This is a genomic window from Sphingomonas epibiotica, from assembly GCF_039615155.1.
Taxonomy (GTDB): Bacteria; Pseudomonadota; Alphaproteobacteria; order Sphingomonadales; family Sphingomonadaceae; genus Sphingomonas.
This window is the reverse complement of sequence record NZ_JBDGHY010000004.1, coordinates 421,433-439,100: the sequence shown is the minus strand read 5'-3', so window position 1 is coordinate 439,100 and position 17,668 is coordinate 421,433. Positions and strand designations below refer to the sequence as shown.

Sequence of the window (17,668 nt, the reverse complement as noted above, 5' to 3'; positions counted from 1 at the left end):
CATACGCCACCGCCCTTTCCGGAGATATCAAAATGCTCAAAATCGCCTTTCCGGCGCGGCTGTCGGCCGCGCTGCTGATGCTCTGCGCCTGCTTCATGCCGGCGGTGGCCGTCGCCCAGACCGGAACGGGCAGCATCGTCACCAGCCTGACGCGCATCCCCGATACGAACGCCGATGGCGTGATCAAGCTCGACGGATGGGCGCTGAAGGTCAGCCCCAAGTTGCCGCGCAAGACGACCGTCTATGGCCCGTGCCCCGGCCTGCCGGACTTCAGCTATCGCGTGCGGCAGGCATGTGTCGAGGTCACCGCGCCGCCCGTGATCGAACCGCCGGTCGTGACGCCTCCGGAACCCAAGCCCGATCCGGTGCCGAGCGATATCGTGACCAAGATGCTGCCGGAAGGTGGCGTGGCGATCCAGCGCGCGGGCTTCAATGTCGCCTTTGGCCCGGACGGTGGCCTTGGCACTACCCAGAATGTCGGCGCACCGTTCCTGACCGATACGAAGAGCGGGTTCCTGCGGCTGTCGATGTATACCGGCAAGGGCGATGATGTGCTGCTGCATGGTCGATCGCAGGACATCGCCGGGATGATCGTCAATGGCCGCTACTATGTCGCGGGCCTGTTGCACGGCTATCGCCAGATGCGGGGCGTGTTCAGCGATCCGTTCACCTTCTCCGGTGAGACGGTCGATACGACGAAGAGCGTGCCGACCCCGGACGGCATCAAGATCGTGCAGCGGGTGACGATCGAGGGCACGACGCTGTTCTACCGGGTCCGGCTGACCAACGCCCGATCGGTCCCGGTGTCGGTGACCTATTTCAGGTCGGAAGACCCCGACACCGCCGCCAGCTATGCGACGCAGAACCGCGTGGTGACGCAAGGGCGATGGGAAGCGGGCCTGACGACCGGCGAGACGTATTTCATCGAGACGACCGATGCCGGGGCGTATGCCGCGACCAACCCCTATGACAAGGCGCAAGTGACGGGTACGCGGCGCGAGATCGGGTACGACGCAAAGGTCGACCTGACCCTGCAACTGGTGTGGCCGGCCGTGCTGCTCGCGCCGGGTGAATCGACCGAAGTCACGTTCCGGCAGGGTGTGAAGTGATGCTTGGCGGGGTGGTTCGCCGCCCCGCCAACTTCGCTTGCGCTCGCCAAGAAGGTATCTGATCGTCTCGCCAAACACAGGGGGCGAGACGATGCGATTCGTTGCGATTGATTTGGAAACTGCGTGTGCTTCGTGGGACAGTATCTGTCAGGTCGGTATTGCATTGTACGAGAACGGCAGGGAAGTCGAAAGCTTCTGCACCTTGGTCAACCCGGAGTGCGCCTTCGATCAAATGAACATTGGCGTGCACGGAATAACCGAAGACGCTGTGATTGACGCCCCGCTTTTCCGCGCGGTGGTCGGGGAGATCGAGACATACCTCCGTGACGAGATTGTCGTAAGCCACGGGAATTTTGATCGCACCGCGCTTGGCGGCGCATACCTGAAGATTGGTCGTGCTCTGCCAGACTGCGTCTGGATCGATAACGTCGACCTCGCGAAATGGGCGTGGCCTGATAAACCCCGCCCCGGCGGATACCGGCTTGCCACGCTGGCCGAAGGGCTGGGTATTGCGTTCGATCATCACGACGCATTGGAAGATGCCAGAACAGCGGGACTGGTTGCAGTAGCGGCATTGGCGGCCGTTCCCACTACGATCAAGCAAGCCGCACAGGTCTACGGTCGTTCGATTGGCGGGACGCAGGCAAAGGCTCCGACTGCCAGTTTTGGGCGTAGAACGCCGATGCCGGATCGGAAGGTGGCGTTGAAAGATTTTGCTGGTGGTGAAGGGCCATTGGCCGGTCATCGGGTGGTCTTTACCGGCGAACTTTCGATCGAACGTGGTGCCGCTGCGAAGCTGGCGAATGGGCTGGGCGCGGAATGTGCCAACTCTATTTCGCGGAAAGTCACGATGCTGGTCATTGGGGGAAGTGAACCCGGAGCGGCGAAGTCGAGCAAGCAGGTGAAGATCGAGCAGATGATTGCCGAAGGGTCGACTATTCAGATCCTGTCCGAAGCGGCGTTCATGGCGCTCTGTTCGCAGGGGGATGCTCAAGGGCCAAACTGACCAAGCGGCGAATTGCCTCGGCTCTGGATGGTAGGTCCGGCTGCTGACGCCGCCATTCGTCGATTTGCGCGAGCCAATCCGCCGAGGCGCGCATTTGGAACAGCTTGTCGTGTTGAAGGGCCATCAGGATCGCGTAGCTTACCACTTGACCCATTGCAACCATTGCATGTAGTGACAAACGGACCGACTAGATGCGTCAACATCTGGCCGGTCCTAACCCATCGCATGGAGATAACATGCAACAGGCTGACAAGGCGGGTAGCACCCGTAATGCGCATCCGTCACCGGGATTCTACGGTGATTTTTCCACCCTCCGGGTGAACGTCTCGCTGGACATCGGCGGCCCGTTGCTGCCGAAGGACATGACCGCGAGCGCGCCCGCCCAGATGAGTGCTATCGACAGTAGGATCGAATATCTTCGCGACTTCATCGGGCTGGCCATCAGCGCCGAAGACCTAGACGCGATGATGAAGAACGTCTTGGGTCATATCTGGCAATCGCTCGACGATATTCGCATCCTGACCTCTGGCATGGTCAAAGCGGAGAAGGTCGCATGACGGCCGTGCCCCTGCAAACCTTTGGGTTTGGCGAGCAACTGGTGCGGGCGACAGACCGTGGCGGCAGCATTTGGTTGATTGCAAAGGATGTATGCGGCGCGCTGAATATCGCTAATCATCGGGACGCGATCGAGAAGTTGGACGACGATGAAAAGGATGAGGTCGGTTTAACCGACGCCATCGGTCGAACCCAGTCGACAACGATCATCAGCGAAGGTGGTGCTTACACGCTGGTTCTTCGCTGCCGGGACGCGATGAAGGCCGGGAGCGTGGCGCACCGCTTCCGTAAGTGGCTGACTAACGAAGTGCTGCCGGCCATCCGCACAACCGGACGCTACGAACCGGCGAACGACATGGGCGATCCCGAACCGTCCGAGCCGCTAGTGGACGAAACCGAACGCCTGCGGCTGCAACTCAATCTGGTGCGCGAAGCACGAATCGCGTTCGGTACGCGCGGTGCGCGTCGTGCATGGGCGATCGCCGGCCTGCCCGATCTGGGCCTGTCAGAAGCTCAGCCGCTGTTGTCCGGGGCGGTCGCGGTCGTTGGCAAGCTCCATCAGTCGGTCGCGGAGTGGATGGACGCGCGGACCGAAGCGGCCCCCGGCCACCGGGTGCCGAGCATGACGCTGTACCACGACTATCTGGACTGGGCGAAGCGCGAGGGGGTCAACCGTTGCGACATCGTATCGCTCACATCCTTCGGCCGCGCGCTGTCGAACTGCGGCATTGGCGGCCATCGATCGAACGTCATGCACCGCCTCGGCCTGCGACTGATCGACCAATGATGGCTGCGGTAAGATTGCGGTAAAACCGGTCGATCCGGGCTGTTTGTTCTTGTCACGTTCCCGAACGCATGGCCTCGAAAATCGCGTAAAACCGCGTTTTCGGGGCTACCGCCTTGTGTTGACATCGCAGGGGTCGCAAGTTCAATCCTTGCCGCGCCCACCATTTAGAAAGCCCGTCAGGTGAACAACCTGGCGGGCTTTTTCTATTCTGCCTCGTTGCTTCGTGGTTCGATCGCCATTCGCTTTCGGCCTTGCCCATGTGCACTCGATCGTTCGGTCGGCAAAGCTGGGACGGTAGCAATTTGCAACGGATTCGCCGTCCGTGGGGCGAGTCGTGGACCTCGTGCGGAAGTATGATCGAAGTCGGCCTGGTCAAATCCCCGGAATAGCACCGTAAATACTTATGGTTCAGCAGATTGGTTAAAATCGGGTTGAAATAAAGTCGGCTGGCATGTCATTACTGATGAAACAATAATTGCAGGGGAGGGTCGGGCACAACTTCGGGGGAAGACGACATGGAATGGGTGCGATCCTATCATCGCGAGGAGCCGCTTGCGGACGTGCCGCTCCGTAAGCCTGCGCATATTCCGGCGCTCGACGGACTTCGCGGCGCGGCGGCGTTGCTGGTCGTGATCTCCCATTTCCAGACTCTTGGCCTGTCGGAAGGCTATGTCCCGCAATCCGGCACCTTCGGGGTGATGATCTTCTTCGTCCTCAGCGGTTTTCTGATGGGCCATCTCTACTTGTTCCGGCCGTTCGACATGGCGGCGGTCATCCATTTCATGGCGTCGCGGATCGCGCGGGTCATTCCGCTCTTCTACGCGGTGATCCTCGCTTCCTACATCGCGTCGCAGACCGTCGGTCCGGATTTCGTCTATTATTTGACGACCTTCGACACGGTGAAGCATTTGCTGTTCCTTGGCAGCAAATATGTCTTCTGGTCGATCCCGCCCGAAGTCGAATTCTACGTCGTCTTCGTCGGGCTGTGGTACGTCGTCGCGCGGCGCCTGGTCCTGCGGTATCTGCCGCTGTTCGGGTTCGGGCTGGCCGCGATGTTCGTGTTGCAGCCGATGTTCCCGGGGATCACGGTCTTCAATTCGCTGCCGATCTTCCTCGTCGGGGTCGGCGCGGCAGTGCTGTGCCGCTATGTGCAGTTCGACCGGATCGACAAACGATCGGCGACGATCGTCCAGTGCCTTGGCATCGTCCTGATGCTGTCGATCTTCGCCGGGATCGTGTCGACCGATCCGTCCAAGACCGGGTTCGGATGGGAGCGCGGACGCGTGTATGAGAACCTGCCGATGGCGTTGCTGTTCGGCGCGTTCGTGCTGTCGTTCACGATCGACACGACATTTGCCCGCTTCTTCTTCGCCAATCGCGTCATGCGGCTGCTCGGCGCGTACAGCTTTTCGATCTACCTCCTGCATGAACCGGTTGCCGATACGGTCCGCAACGTGCTGGCGGGGTTCGACATGCCGATCGTGCTGGAAATCTTCCTCGTCCTTTCCGCAATCGTCGTCGCCGCCTCGCTCAGCTTCCGGCTCTACGAAATGCCGATGCAGGCGGCGGTCAAACGCGTGATTCTGCGGCTTGATCGCGTCCGCGGCCGCCACGCCGAGGCTTGGCGCGCATCGCGAGCAGTGACGCGGTAGGTTCGGAAGGGGCGGGCAAGCCGGCTGGTGGCAAACCGGCGGCCTCGTTGCACCAGCAGTCTTGTGCAACTGTTGGTCGACGACGAGGTTGCCACACTTTCAGTCCGCCGAATGCGATCCGTTGTCGATAAGAGGACGGTCCGTAGCTACCGCTTTGATCAATAACGAATCAATTGCGCACATGAATGCCGACGATAGTATATGCGGATCCTGTGGGGGGAAGCAGCATGTTGACGAAGTCGGTGAAGGACATTCCTGTCATTTCCGAGCCGTATCCGCATATCGCGTTTGGCAATGCCGTTGAGGTACATGACGATCTGGTCGCGGATTTCCCGGCGGAAGATCAGTTTGCTGGCAAGCTTCGAATGCATGGCGACATGACCGCCGGTGACGTCGGTTATGAAAAGCTCAAGGAACATAGTTCGGCGTACAAGGCGCTGCACGACTGGGTCTATTCCAGAAAGTTCATCGAGACATTCCTGGAAATGTTCGATGAGCAGATAGAGATGCGCGTGGCGTCGGGCGATCTGGTCCTTGATCCACGGACGCTGCCGATCCACCCCTACCCGTATGAATTTCGGAAGATGATCGGTCGGTGGAATGTCCAAAAGAACGATCCGTTCCTCTTTCCCAGGCTGGATATTGGCATTGGCAAGGTAAATTATGGCCTGGAGAATGGTGGTAGTGGCATACACGTCGATAACCTGACACGCTTGGTTTCGATCTTGCTCTACATCGATGACAACCCGACGATGATCGGTGGCGAACACCGTCTATATCGGCTCGAAGACAAGACACCGATCATCGATAAAGTGTATCCTGCGAAGGGAAATTTGATGGTGGCGTCGCTGCAGTCAAATTCCGCGTTGCATGATGTGAACCCGGTGACTGCCATCACGGGGTTTCGTAAGGCGATGTACATGGCTGTAAGCTGTTCGACGGAGATCTGGCGTCCCCATCGCGATAGTGCGCTGCAAAAATTGACCAAAAATCGGTATCGTCCGACCAAGACCGAGCGAGCGGTCGCGAAGGTCAAACGGGCGGTCGGGATGGCTTGATACCGGTGGCAGGCAGCTTGGATGGCTGCCGCTTGGCGGCGAAAAATCTTTAGCGTTTTCCTCGATGATGCGGTCGGTCGCGCCTGCCCGCTTCGGCTTAGGCTGAGCGCGCGGCGATCGCGCCGCAACACCACCGTGACATCGAACTGCAAGTCTCGCTTTGCGGTGCAGATCGGACCACGCTAGCATCATCTCGCACGGTGGGGGGGTATGATGCGGCGCTACGATTGGATCGGTCTTGTTGCGACGCTGGCGGCCGCCACCCCTGCCGCCGCCCAGCGGGTCGAGGAAGCCTCGATCGACCAGTTGCAGGCGCAGATGCGCGCGGGCGCGACTGATAGCGTTGCCGTCACCCGCGCCTATCTCGCCCGGATCGCGGCGATGGATCGGACCGGGCCGATGCTGCGCAGCGTCATCGCGGTCAATCCCGATGCGCTGCAACAGGCGGCGGCGCTCGATGCCGAACGGCGCGCCGGGCGGGTGCGGGGGCCGCTGCACGGCGTGCCCGTTCTCATCAAGGACAATATCGAGACCGCCGACCGGATCGCGACCACGGCGGGCAGTCTGGCGCTGCGCGACAACATCACCGGGCGCGATGCGCCGCTGGTGGCTTATCTCCGCCGCGCGGGGGCGGTGATCCTCGGCAAGACCAACCTGTCCGAATGGGCCAATATCCGATCGACCCGGTCGATGAGCGGGTGGAGCGCGGTCGGCGGGCTGGTGCGCAACCCCTATGCGCTCGATCGCACCGCCTGCGGTTCGTCGTCGGGGTCGGGCGCGGCGATCGCGGCCAGCTTCGCGGCGGCGGCGGTCGGGACCGAAACCGACGGGTCGGTCGTCTGCCCGTCATCGATCAACGGGCTGGTCGGGTTCAAGCCGACCCTGGGTGTAATCAGCCGCAGTCGGGTGGTGCCGATCAGCCATAGCCAGGACACGCCCGGCCCGATGGCGCGTTCGGTGCGCGACGCGGCGGTGCTGCTTTCCGCCATGGCCGGCCCCGACCCGACCGATACCGCGACCACACGCACCCAAGTCCGCGACTATGCTGCGGACCTGTCGGCGGACGCACTGCAGGGGCGGCGGATCGGCGTCATCCGGCCGAATGGCATGACGCCACCGCTGACCCAGCAATTCGACGCGGCGCTGGCGGTGCTGCGCAGGGGCGGCGCGACGCTGGTCGAGGTGACGCCGCCCAAGCTGGACGGGCTGGGCGAGGCGGAATTGCTGGTGCTCCAGACCGAGTTGAAGGCCGATCTGAACGCCTATCTCGCCACCACCCCGGCGGTGGTGAAGACGCGCACGCTCGATCAGGTCATCGCCTTCAACCGCGCCAATGCCGGCACCGAAATGCCGTTCTTCGAACAGGAGACGTTCGAGGCGGCGGCGAAGACCAGGGGGCTCGACGATCCCGCCTATCGCGCGGCGCGGGCGAAGTCGCTGCGGCTGGCCGGCGCGGAAGGGATCGACGCGATGCTCAAGGCCGCGAAGCTCGATCTGCTGGTCGAACCGACCTATGGCGCGGCGTGGCTCAGCGATCCGGTCTATGGCGATCAATATGGCGGTCCGTCGGCGTCCGAACTGCCGGCAGTGGCGGGTTATCCGCATCTGACCGTACCGATGGGGCTGGCGCGAGGGTTGCCGGTCGGGCTGTCGTTCATCGGCACGGCGGGCGCCGACCAGCAGGTGCTGAACGCCGGCTATGCCTATGAGCAGAAGGCGCAGGCACGAGTCGCGCCGCGCTATCCGGAACGGGCCGAGGTGGGGCCGGGGCTGGACGGGGTTCGGTAGCGTTCCGACACCTCAACGCCTGACTGCGATCGAAGCACACCCTTTGAGCGTGATGACCAGAAGTATAATCGTTCGTGTTGCGTAGGGGCCGAGCCTGTCGAAGACCCGTATCGAAGTATCTGTGACGGTCCCTCGATACGCCATTTCGACAAGCTCAATGGCTACTCAAAACGAACGGGTCAGCTTCATCTCATCAAACCCTAATCATATCCCCGGGCGGGCGCAGGCTGGGATGCAAAGCCACGTGCGCAAGCCCTTGTTCTGCTCGGCTTGCAACCCCGCCTGCGCGAGACCGCTGCGAAAGTCGTCCGATGACCTGAAAACTCGCGTACTCCGGCGAAGGCCGGGGTCCAGTTGGGCAGGCTTTTCCGCACCTTGCCAACTTCCCCTCATCTGAGCCCCGGCCTTCGCCGGGTAGGAGAAGGTACTTTCGCAGCGGTCCCGCCTGCGCGCGGGTACGACGAAGTCGCCACTGTGCGTGGCCCTTCCAGCGGTGTCGCGCAGGCGATGTTCGCGATTACCCCAGCGTCTTCAGCAACGCCTCCCACCACACGACCCCCGGATCGATCGTCGCCACCGGCACCCGTTCGTTCAGCCCGTGCGCGAAAATCTCGCCCGGCTTCATGAACACGCCGCCGACGCCGAAGCTCGGTATCCCCTTCGCCCGGAAGTGCATCGAATCGGTCGCGCCCGCTTCCTGCATCGGCAGCACCGGCGTGCCCGGCGCGCGCTTGGCGACGACCGCCTTCACCGCACCGACCACCTTCGGGTCGAGCGGCGAGGCGCCGGCCTCGATCGTGCCATTGTCGCGGAACGTCACCTGCACCGTCGGATCGGCGACCAGTTCGATCAGCTTCTTCTCGATTTCCGCGCGGGGCGTGCCCGGGAAAATGCGGCAGTTGATGTTCGCCATCGCCCGCTGCGGCAGCGCGTTGGGCGCATGGCCGCCGTTGAACATCGTCGGGACGCACGTGGTCCGTACCTGCCCGACATAGCGTTTGTCGGCGGACAGGATGTCGGCGGCGGCGGTATCGGCAGGGTTGGCGGCGAACGCCTTCATCGCCGCGCCTAGTTCGCCCGGCGTCGCGGCAGCGGTGCCGGCCAGCGACGCCTTGGTGATCTCGTTCTGCTGCGGGGGAAAGCGATAATTGGCGATCCGAACCACCGCATTGGCCAGCACCGCGATCGCGTTGCGCGGCCCCGGCCGGCTCGAATGGCCGCCGGGATCGGTGACGGTCAGATGCCAGTCGCCATAGACCTTCTCCGCCGCCTGCAGGCCATAGGCGATCGGCTTGCCATCCTCGCCCAGCGCCCCGCCGCCGGCATCGGCGTTGAGCACCAGGCCCGCATTGGCGAATGCATTGGCCGCTGCCTGCGTCGTCTTCATCTCGGTCTCTTCGTCGCCGGTCAGCACGAGCACGAGATCGCGTTTCGGCACCCATTTCTCGCGCTTCAGCTTCATCAGCGTCGCGACGACCAGCGACACATTCGCCTTGTTGTCCAGACTGCCGCGTCCGAAGACATAGCCGTCCTCGACCACCGGGGCGAACGGATCGCGGGTCCAGTCCTTCGCGTCGGCGGCGACGACGTCCATATGCCCCAGCACCACTGTCGGCTTGGCCTTGCGGTCGCGCCCGGCGATGCGCGCGGTCAGATAGCCGGTCTCCCCGATCGGCACGAACGTCACGTCGCCCTCGGCAAAGCCCGCCGATACCAGTTGCTGCTTCAGATAGGCGGCATAGGCCGGCACCTGCCCTTCGCCCTCGACCGTCTTGAACGCGATGCCGCGCGTCAGCAGGCTCAGCGCTTCCTTGCCGGTCGCGGAGGTCGGCGCGTCCTGCGCGATCGCCGCGGCGGGGAACAGGGTGGACGCGGCAAGGACGGCAAACAGATGGCGCATGGACTTCTCCGACTAGGCTGTCGGCAATGTGCGCGGCGGCGGTGCGCTGCGCAAGCCGGAGCACTATCGCAATATGATTTGCGGTGAATCCGTTCGTCTCGAGTAGCTGTTGCACTTGTCGGAACAGCGTATCGAAGAACCGCCTCAAACAGGTCGAGCGCTGTCAATCGTAGCTGGCGTAAGGCGTTATCTACTGGGGCGACACCGCGTCCTGCCTCCCCCCTCCAATAATATAGCAATTTATCTTATAAGTGCCGACGCTGCACCAATTGTTACGTGTAACCTTTGTCAACTTCCGCGACCTGTCGCGCGGCTGTCATCCGCCTGTTCCGATACCGTCATATCCGATGCCTATCCGGCCCCGATATCGACATCGGGGGACGACCATGGATCGACGCAGTTTCACCAAGCGCAGCGGCTGGCTCTTGGCCGCGGCGACCAGCGGCCTGCTGGTCGGTTGCGACGAAGGGGCCGGAATCCTTGACATCCCTCAGCCGACCCCGACGCCGACACCTACGCCGACCAGCGCGGCCTTGCCCACCGAGAGCTTCGTCGCCGAACCGCTGGTGCTGAGCGAGCCGTTCCTGCAACTGCCGACCGCCGATTCGGTGCGCGTCGTCTGGTTCACCGAGTTCCGGGGAAAGGACCATGCCGTCCGCTACGGCACCAGCTTCGGGCAACAGGTGCTGGCGACCTCGACCAAATTGTCGCGGATGTACGAAGATGCCAACTCGACCGTCACCGGTCGCAGCTATTCGGGCCTGACCCAGCGCGACATCTGGCGGCACGAAGCGGTCGTCACCGGGCTGTCGGCGTCGGCCGGGCGGCAGCGCTATGTCGCGATCAGCAGCGACGGGAACAAGGCGATGCGCAGCAGCGAGGGGACGCTGCAACCATTGCCTGCGGCGGGGCAGGCGACGCGGTTCCTGCTCACTTCCGACTTGCAGCTCAAGAAGATGGCGTCGGCCAATTACGAACGCGTGGCCGAAACGCTGGCACCGATCGACGTCGTGCTGTTCGCGGGCGACCTGGTCAACGTGCCCAACCGTGCGTCGGAATGGTTCGACAATGGCACGCTCAACCTGCCGCCCTTCTTCGGCGCGTTGCAGGGGACGATGCGCAAATGGCAGCCGGCATCGACCTATACCGGCGGGCCGCTGTTGCAGAGTGGCGTGATCTACCCGATCCTCGGCAACCACGAATATTCGGGGCGGTGGAACCCGGCGAACAGTCTGAACACGATGTTCAACGATCCGCAGCCGCGCTGGTATGCCGAACTGCGCTACGACCGGGTCGCGGCGACGGTGAACCCGTCGGGCGACACCGCGATCCGCGAACGATGGATTCAGGACAATAGCTACGAGACGATTTCCTACGAGGAAATCTTCACGCTGCCGCAGGGGCCGGAGGGCGGACGCTATTATGCGCAACGGATCGGCGACACCTTCCTGATCGCGATGGACGGCAACCGCATCTGGCGCAGCTGGACCGCCAATACGCGCGGCAAGCTGACCGAGGCGACCGCGGCGATCAACGATCCGGCGGCGTGGGGCTTCGGCGATTTCCAGTTCCATCCCTTTGCCAAAGGCTCGCGCCAATACCAGTGGTTGCTAGAAGTGCTCGCCAGCGACGCCTTCCGTTCGGCGAAGTACAAGATCGTGCTGGTCCACCAGTCGGTGTTCGGCCTTGGCGACAATGCCACGCCGGTCATGGCGCAGACTGAGGCGACGTTCGAATATAGCGACGCGACCGGCGCGATCCGGACGATGGGTCCCTTCGCCTTCCCGATCGACCGTGCGACGTGGAACGGGCAGATCCAGCCGGTGCTCGACGCCGGGCGGATGCGCTATGTCAAATACGACTATCCGCTGTCGAAGGACCTGTGGCGCAGCGACATCGAGCCGTTGCTGACCGCGGCGGGGGTGCAGCTGGTGCAGGTCGGCCATTCGCATCTGTGGTGCCGCAGCAAGGTCGGCGCCATGCACTATCTCGAGACGTCGAACGTCGGGAACAGCTATGGTGCCTATGTCAGCAACCTGTCGCCGCGCCGGTCGGGGCCACCGAGCGAGGCGCAGGTCGCCAGCCTGACCGCGCTGCGCTGGGATCCCGCCGATTACCCGCGCGACGACGATCCGCACGACCGGCCCATGGCGATGCCGAGCCTGCGCAATCCGCAGGTGGAGTTGGCCGGCGCGACGCAGAACGTGCCGTTCCTGACCAGCAACGATATCACCGCCTATAGCGTGTTCGATACCGGGACCGGACTGGTCACGTCCTATGCGTTCGACACGCGCTATCCAGCACGCGATCCGATCAAGTTCGACGAGTTCAAACTGGGATAAGGCGCATTTCGCTTCCCGTCATCGGGGCGGGTCGATGCCTAGCAGCGGTCGACGAACCGCTGCACCACCGGCACGACCTGCAACGAGGCGGGAAGCATCGTGGCGAAGTGCGGCCAACCGCCTCCCGAAATTCGCTCCGCCCCGCTAAGGAAGGCGCGGGCGGACCTTCACCTTCGCGGCCGACCGCGGAATCTGGTCCCGGCGATTGCCCGCTCCGTACGGCTATGCCAAAAGCAATAAAATTACACGCGGATGAGTCGGCATCAGACCGTCCATCGCGACCGACAGGAGAGTTTATGCGGGTCATCGATCATGTGATCGCGGGCGGTTCAGGCAATGCGGACGGTGCGACCGGTGCCGTCTTCGACCCCAATCGTGGCGAGGTGCAGGCGCATGTCCGCTTGGGCGCTCCCGCCGATCTCGACCGCGCGGTCATCGCGGCACAGGCGGCGCAGCCCGGCTGGGCCGCGACCAACCCGCAGAAGCGCGCCCGCGTGCTGTTCGCGTTCAAGCAACTGGTCGAGGCCAACATGGACTCGCTCGCCGAACTCCTGTCGAGCGAGCATGGCAAGGTCATTGCCGATGCCAAGGGCGACATTCAGCGCGGCCTTGACGTCATCGAATTCGCCTGTGGCGTACCGCACCTGCTGAAAGGCGATTACACGCAGGGTGCCGGCCCCGGCATCGACGTCTATTCGATGCGGCAACCCATCGGCATCGGTGCCGGCATCACTCCGTTCAATTTCCCGGCGATGATCCCGATGTGGATGTTCGGCGTCGCCATCGCCTGCGGCAACGCCTTCATCCTCAAACCCAGCGAACGCGATCCGTCGGTGCCGGTGCGCCTCGCCGAACTGATGCTGGAGGCTGGTGCGCCGGAGGGAATCCTGCAGGTCGTGCATGGCGACAAGACGGTGGTCGATGCGATCCTCGACCATCCCGCCATCGGCGCGGTCAGCTTCGTCGGGTCGAGCGACATCGCGCACTATGTCTACAAGCGCGGGGTCGCGGCGGGAAAGCGCGTGCAGGCGATGGGCGGAGCAAAGAACCACGGCATCGTCATGCCCGACGCCGATCTCGATCAGGTCGTCGCCGACCTCGCCGGCGCGGCCTTCGGGTCGGCGGGCGAGCGCTGCATGGCGCTGCCCGTCGTCGTGCCCGTCGGCGACAAGACCGCCGACCGCTTGCGCGAAAAGCTGATCCCCGCGATCGAGGCGCTACGCGTCGGCGTGTCGACCGACCCCGACGCGCATTACGGTCCGGTGGTGAATGCCCAGCACAAGGCGCGGGTCGAGGGCTGGATCGCCAAGGGGGTTGAGGAAGGTGCCGAGCTGGTCGTCGACGGGCGCGGGTTCAGCCTGCAGGGGCATGAACGCGGCTTCTTCATCGGCCCGACGCTGTTCGATCATGTAACGCCGCAGATGGAATCCTATCGCGAGGAAATCTTCGGACCCGTCCTTCAGATCGTCCGCGCGAACGATTTCGAAAGCGCCGTCCGCCTGCCGAGCGAGCATCAATACGGCAATGGCGTCGCGATCTTCACCCGCAACGGCCATGCCGCGCGCGAATTCGCCGCGCGGGTCAATGTCGGCATGGTCGGCATCAACGTGCCGATCCCGGTGCCGGTCGCCTATCACAGCTTCGGCGGGTGGAAGCGCAGCGCGTTCGGCGACGTGAACCAGCATGGCGAGGAAGGCGTGCGTTTCTGGACCAAGGTGAAGACGATCACTCAACGCTGGCCCGACGGATCGGCGCTGGGCACCCAGGCCGAGGATGGCGGCGCTGCCCGAATGCAGGACGCGTTCGTCATTCCGACGATGGGGTGATCGGTATGAAGCGGTGGTTGGTGGCGGTTCTGGCGTTGCTGGTGGTGTTGCCGGCCGCCGCCCAGAAACGGATCGCTTTGACGTTCGACGACGCGCCGCGCGCCCGCGGGCCGTTCCTGACGCCCGAAGAGCGTACGGCCCGCATCATCGCGGGCCTGCGCAAGGCGAAGGTGCGCCAGGCGGCGTTCTTCGTCGTGCCCGGCAATCTCGCCGCACCCGACGGCGCGGGGGGCGAGCAGCGGATCGCCGCCTATGTCGCGGCGGGGCATGTCATCGCCAATCACAGCTTCACCCATCCGGCATTGAAATCGATGACGGCGCAAGCCTATCTTTCCAATATCGACCGGGCGGGGGATTGGCTGAAGGGGCGGCGCGGGCTGCGGCCCTGGTATCGCTTCCCGTTTCTCGACGAAGGCGGCACCGACAAGGCGAAGCGCGACGCGGTCCGCGCCGGACTGGCCGCGCGAAGGCTGTCGAACGGCTATGTCACGGTCGATGGGTCGGACTGGAATATCGAGAACCTGACCGCGCAAGCGCGCAAGGCCGGCAAGCCGATCGACATGGCCGGCTTACGCGACCTGTATGTCGAGACGCATGTCGAGTCCGCCGAATTCGCCGACCGTCTGGCCGAACAGGCGCTGGGGCGACAGCCGGTGCAGGTGATGCTGCTGCATGAAACCGACCTTGCCGCCTATTGGATCGCCGATCTGGTCGCGGCGCTGCGGGCGAAGGGCTGGACGATCGTGACAGCCGATGCCGCCTATCGCGATCCGATCGCGAAGCTGCATCCCGATACGCCATCGGCGCAGGGCAATTTGCTGGAAGCGATTGCGTGGGAGAAGGGGGTGCCGGCACCGCGCTGGTACGAACGCAATACGTTATCGATCGCCGATCCGCTGTTCCGGCAGCGCGTGTTGCATGAGGGCAAATGATGGTGCGTCGGCATAGCGCTTCGGCGTCCCCTTACGAAGCGACGATCGGTTTCGCGCGCGCCTTGCGCGTGGGCGACCGCATCTTCGTGTCGGGCACCGCGCCGGTCGAACCGGATGGCAGCAGCACGCCGGGCGACGCCGCCGCGCAGGCGGAGCGCTGCTTCGCCATCATCGCGCAGGCGATCGGGCAACTGGGCGGCCGGATCGACGATGTCGTCCGCACCCGCATGTACCTGATCGATCCGGCCGATGCCGAGGTGGTGGGGCAGGTACATGGGAAATTGTTCGGCAACGTGCGGCCCGCCGCGACGATGCTGGTGGTGGCCGCACTTCTCCGTCCCGAATGGCGGGTGGAGATCGAGGCCGAAGCGATAGTGGAGAGTGAAGCGTGAATCCGTTCGATTTGACCGACGACCAGCGTGAGATTCAGGAACTGGCGCGTCGGTTTACCGCCGATGCGATCACCCCTCATGCTGCCGAATGGGACGAGAAGCACATCTTCCCACGCGACACGATCAAGCAGGCGGCGGAACTGGGCTTTGCCGCCATCTACGTGTCCGAGGATTCGGGTGGGATCGGACTTGGCCGGATGGAGTCGGCGCTCATCATGGAGGCGATGGCCTATGGCTGTCCGTCGACGTCCGCCTTCATCTCGATCCACAACATGGCGGCGTGGATGCTTGACGCCTTCGGGTCGGCGGAACTGAAGGCGCGCTTCCTTCCCGACCTCGTGACGATGGACAAGCTCGCCAGCTACTGCCTGACCGAGCCGTCCTCCGGGTCGGACGCGGCTGCGCTGAAGACTAAGGCGGTCAAGGACGGCGACGACTATATCGTCACCGGCACCAAGCAGTTCATTTCCGGCGCGGGCGACAACGACGTCTATCTGGTGATGGTCCGTACCGGTGGGGAAGGGCCGAAGGGCATTTCGTGCCTGCTGATCGAGAAGGATATGCCCGGCGTCTCGTTCGGCGCGAACGAACGCAAGCTGGGCTGGCATTCGCAGCCGACGCGCGCGGTCATCCTCGATCAGGTGCGCGTGCCCGCTGCCAATCTGGTCGGGGCCGAGGGGCAGGGCTTCTCGATCGCGATGCAGGGGCTGGACGGCGGTCGCCTGAATATCGGCGCCTGTTCGCTCGGCGGGGCGCAACGCTGCCTCGACGAAGCGATCGCTTATACCAGGGCGCGGCAGCAGTTCGGCAAGCCGATCGCCGACTTCCAGAACACGCAGTTCACGTTGGCCGACATGGCGACCGAACTGGAGGCGGCACGCGCGCTGCTTTACACCGCCGCAGCCAAGGTGACCGCGAACGCACCCGACAAGACGCGCTTCGCCGCAATGGCCAAACGTTTCGCCACCGACACCGGATCGAAGGTGGTCGATCAGGCGCTGCAACTCCATGGCGGCTATGGCTATCTGATGGACTATCCGATCGAACGCTTCTGGCGCGACCTGCGCGTGCATTCGATCCTGGAAGGGACGAACCAGGTGATGCGGATGATTGTGGGCAGGGAGCTGGTACGATGAAAATCCTCCCCGGCACGGGGAGGGGGACCATGCGCAGCATGGTGGAGGAGGGTGTCCTGCTCCGCCACGGCTGCGATTGGGGCACGCCCCCTCCACCAGCTTCGCTGGTCCCCCTCCCCGCGAGCGGGGAGGATTTGGTATGATCCTTACCTCTGTCGACAACCATCTCGGCCGCATCCGGCTCGACCGGCCCAAGGCCCTGCACGCGCTCAACCTCGAAATGTGTGAGGCAATGCTGTCCGCGCTGGAGGCATGGCGCGACGACCTGTCGGTCCATGCCATCCTGATCGACCATGCCGAAGGGCGTGGCTTTTGCGCGGGCGGCGACATCCGCATGATCGCCGACAGCAGCGCCGGGGACGGCGCAGCGGCACGCGCCTTCTTCGCGACCGAATATCGGCTGAACCATCGGCTGTTCACCTATGCCAAGCCGACCATCGCGGTCATGGATGGGGTGACGATGGGCGGCGGCGTCGGCATTTCGCAGCCGTGCAAGGTCCGCATCGCGACCGATAACACCCGTTTCGCCATGCCCGAAACCGCGATCGGTCTGTTCCCCGATGTCGGCGGCGGCTGGTATCTGTCGCGGCTGCCGGGCCGGATCGGGCAATATCTGGCGCTGACCGGCGCGCGGCTGGACGGGAGCGAGATGCTGGCGCTCGGCCTCGCGACGCATCTGGTGCCGGCCGGCGCGCTGGACGACATTAAGCGCGCCATCGCCGCCAATCCGCTCGCGACCGGGACGATTCTCGCCGACCACGCGACTACGCCCGGCGAAGCGGCAATCCTGACGCAGCGCGCGGCTATCGACCGACTGTTCGCCAGCGACGATTTCGAGGAAATCCTTTCGGCGCTGGAAGCGGACGGATCGGACTGGGCGAGCACGCAACTGGCGACGCTGCGCCAGCGCTCGCCGCTGTCGTGCAAGGTGTCGCTCAAACTGCTGCTCGATGGGGCGACCATGCCGACCTTCGAGGATGAGATGCGGCAGGAATATGCGGTCGTTACCCGCATCGTCCAGCGACCCGACATCGTTGAGGGCGTCCGCGCGGTAATCGTCGACAAGGATCACGCGCCGAAATGGGACCCGGCTACCCCGGCGGCGGTGACCGACCATATGATCGACCGCATCTTCGCTCCGCTCGGCGAGGACGACGAGTGGCAGCCGCACTGATTTGGGGAATA

At 63.8% G+C, this 17,668-nt stretch carries 14 protein-coding genes; 13 read left to right on the top strand and 1 reads right to left on the bottom strand.

The features are described from left to right. The first annotated feature begins 32 nt into the window (after positions 1-32). From AAIO73_RS10765 to AAIO73_RS10735, 7 genes are all read left to right on the top strand, one after another. Positions 33-1,109, top strand: coding sequence for a hypothetical protein (locus AAIO73_RS10765; RefSeq protein ID WP_345877963.1), 1,077 nt, complete (start codon positions 33-35; stop codon positions 1,107-1,109). Positions 1,110-1,200: 91 nt separating this feature from the next. Continuing rightward, on the top strand, positions 1,201-2,115 hold the full coding sequence (locus AAIO73_RS10760; protein ID WP_345877962.1) for an exonuclease domain-containing protein: 915 nt from the start codon (positions 1,201-1,203) through the stop codon (positions 2,113-2,115). 236 nt (positions 2,116-2,351) lie between these two features. Continuing rightward, positions 2,352-2,672 (top strand): hypothetical protein, encoded by a 321-nt coding sequence (locus AAIO73_RS10755; RefSeq protein ID WP_345877960.1) that lies wholly within the window; start codon positions 2,352-2,354, stop codon positions 2,670-2,672. Then, positions 2,669-3,457, top strand: coding sequence for a BRO family protein (locus tag AAIO73_RS10750; protein WP_345877958.1), 789 nt, complete (start codon positions 2,669-2,671; stop codon positions 3,455-3,457). The genes AAIO73_RS10755 and AAIO73_RS10750 overlap by 4 nt, the downstream gene beginning before the upstream one ends. 515 nt (positions 3,458-3,972) lie before the next feature. Beyond that, on the top strand, positions 3,973-5,109 hold the full coding sequence (locus tag AAIO73_RS10745; protein ID WP_345877956.1) for an acyltransferase family protein: 1,137 nt from the start codon (positions 3,973-3,975) through the stop codon (positions 5,107-5,109). Positions 5,110-5,336: 227 nt separating this feature from the next. Further along, positions 5,337-6,167: a 2OG-Fe(II) oxygenase gene (locus AAIO73_RS10740; protein ID WP_345877955.1), complete on the top strand. Its 831-nt coding sequence runs from the start codon at positions 5,337-5,339 to the stop codon at positions 6,165-6,167. A 210-nt stretch (positions 6,168-6,377) separates the two neighbouring features. Further along, complete coding sequence (locus tag AAIO73_RS10735) at positions 6,378-7,955, top strand: amidase (protein ID WP_345877954.1); 1,578 nt, start codon at positions 6,378-6,380, stop codon at positions 7,953-7,955. Between the two features lie 517 nt (positions 7,956-8,472). Here the strand turns inward: AAIO73_RS10735 and AAIO73_RS10730 are convergent. After that, positions 8,473-9,855, bottom strand: a complete 1,383-nt coding sequence (locus AAIO73_RS10730; RefSeq protein ID WP_345877952.1) for a M20/M25/M40 family metallo-hydrolase — start codon at positions 9,853-9,855, stop codon at positions 8,473-8,475. A gap of 386 nt (positions 9,856-10,241) precedes the next feature. Here AAIO73_RS10730 and AAIO73_RS10725 point away from each other — a divergent pair, with 386 nt between their 5' ends. The 6 genes from AAIO73_RS10725 (at position 10,242) to AAIO73_RS10700 (ending at position 17,657) form a co-directional block, all read left to right on the top strand. Then, entirely contained in the window at positions 10,242-12,197 is a 1,956-nt protein-coding gene (locus AAIO73_RS10725) for a metallophosphoesterase (RefSeq protein WP_345877950.1), read from the top strand. A gap of 296 nt (positions 12,198-12,493) precedes the next feature. Continuing rightward, positions 12,494-14,023, top strand: coding sequence for a CoA-acylating methylmalonate-semialdehyde dehydrogenase (locus tag AAIO73_RS10720; protein ID WP_345877948.1), 1,530 nt, complete (start codon positions 12,494-12,496; stop codon positions 14,021-14,023). 5 nt (positions 14,024-14,028) lie between these two features. Further along, on the top strand, positions 14,029-14,955 hold the full coding sequence (locus AAIO73_RS10715; protein WP_345877946.1) for a polysaccharide deacetylase family protein: 927 nt from the start codon (positions 14,029-14,031) through the stop codon (positions 14,953-14,955). Then, entirely contained in the window at positions 14,952-15,347 is a 396-nt protein-coding gene (locus AAIO73_RS10710) for a RidA family protein (protein WP_345877944.1), read from the top strand. The genes AAIO73_RS10715 and AAIO73_RS10710 overlap by 4 nt, the downstream gene beginning before the upstream one ends. Beyond that, positions 15,344-16,483, top strand: coding sequence for an acyl-CoA dehydrogenase family protein (locus tag AAIO73_RS10705; protein WP_345877943.1), 1,140 nt, complete (start codon positions 15,344-15,346; stop codon positions 16,481-16,483). The genes AAIO73_RS10710 and AAIO73_RS10705 overlap by 4 nt, the downstream gene beginning before the upstream one ends. A 139-nt stretch (positions 16,484-16,622) precedes the next feature. Next, complete coding sequence (locus tag AAIO73_RS10700; protein ID WP_345877941.1) at positions 16,623-17,657, top strand: enoyl-CoA hydratase/isomerase family protein; 1,035 nt, start codon at positions 16,623-16,625, stop codon at positions 17,655-17,657. Positions 17,658-17,668 lie beyond the last annotated feature (11 nt).